Origin of the sequence: Belliella buryatensis (assembly GCF_900188245.1) — a bacterium.
In the GTDB taxonomy this organism is placed as follows: Bacteria; Bacteroidota; Bacteroidia; order Cytophagales; family Cyclobacteriaceae; genus Belliella; species Belliella buryatensis.
Map to the genome: position 1 here is coordinate 1 of NZ_FZOK01000046.1, position 1,365 is coordinate 1,365.

The 1,365-nt window shown below is 43.7% G+C and carries 1 protein-coding gene; it reads left to right on the forward strand.

Annotated features, from left to right (window positions below; genetic code table 11):
- Positions 1-714 (forward strand): PorP/SprF family type IX secretion system membrane protein (locus CHB66_RS16750; protein WP_141107421.1); only part of this gene is annotated, 714 nt, incomplete at its 5' end.
- Positions 715-1,365: the final 651 nt, after the last annotated feature.

Sequence of the window (1,365 nt, forward strand, 5' to 3'; positions counted from 1 at the left end):
GGCCAACTCTCGGGTCAAGCCTCAGGAGATATCCTAGGCAAGAACGCAGCTGGTATCTCTATCCTGCATGACCAGTATGGAGCCTTTGCAGAGACAGAATTTGTGGCCAGCTATGCCTCCAGAATCCAAGTAGGAGAGAAGACCAACTTAAGATTGGGGGCAGGGCTAAACTACCGCTCTGTGCGCCTAGATGGCAACAGCATGACCACCGAACAAGCGGATGACCCAGTAGTAGGACAGTACTTCGGAAGCTTCTCGAATATGCAAGTGATGGACTTCAACTTAGGGATAGCGCTGACACACCCAAGTTACTATGTATCTTATGCAGTACACCATGTGAATCAAGGAGCGATCAACTCAGGAGATGTATTCATGGAAAGGATTCCAAGAGTAGGCATTTTCCAAGCAGGCTACAGAAACAGACTGAATGACAACCTGGCCCTAGCGACCAACTTCCTATACAGAAGCCAGTCGGATTTACCAGACAATGTGGAATTCAATATGAAGGTGGTCTTGAAGGAGAAGTTTTGGCTAGGCGCAGGCCATAGGATAGACTATGCAAACAACTTCCAGTTTGGCTTGCTGTTTGACAAGATGCGCATAGGCTACATCTACGAGATGCCAACTTTGAAAAGCTACTTATTACCGAATGTAACGCATGAATTCATGTTGACCTATGCCTTATTTGGAGATAGGAGAGGGATGATTTGGTAGGGGAGCGCAGGTTGTAAGGTGATGTTTTGTAATAGGGCTGTTAAGTGTTAAACGTTAAGCGTTAAGTGTTCAAAGTGGCGACTCCGTCATATTCACGAATCCTCTTCGCTTAACGTTTTAACTACTTGCCCGCCGCGGCGGGATTAACACTTAACGGCTTTGCCTAAGAAACCCGAAGAGCACGAAAGAGGATGTTAAAGGTTCATCGTTCACCGTTCAAAGAAGCGGCTCCGTCATATTCACGATTCTAGCCCTTTTGCCTTTCTCCTTTCACCTTTTCCCTAAAGCGACTCCGTCATATTCACTATTCTATTCAGTTAACCAAATAAGCAAATAAGCAAATAACCAAAAATTGTTTAATCGCTTAACTGCTTAATTGTTTAGGAAGAGGAGTGTAATTTGAAAAGATGCTTTTTAGGGTCACAAAAAACTCGAAGAAGCCCGAAGAGCACGAAAGAGGATGTTAAAGGTTCATCGTTAAGCGTTCAAAGAAGCGGCTCCGTCATATTCACGATTCTAGCCCTTTTGCCTTTCTCCTTTCACCTTTTCCCTAAAGCGACTCCGTCATATTCACTATTCTATTCAGTTAACCAAATAAGCAAATAAGCAAATAACCAAAAATTGTTTAATCGCTTAACTGCTTAATTGTTT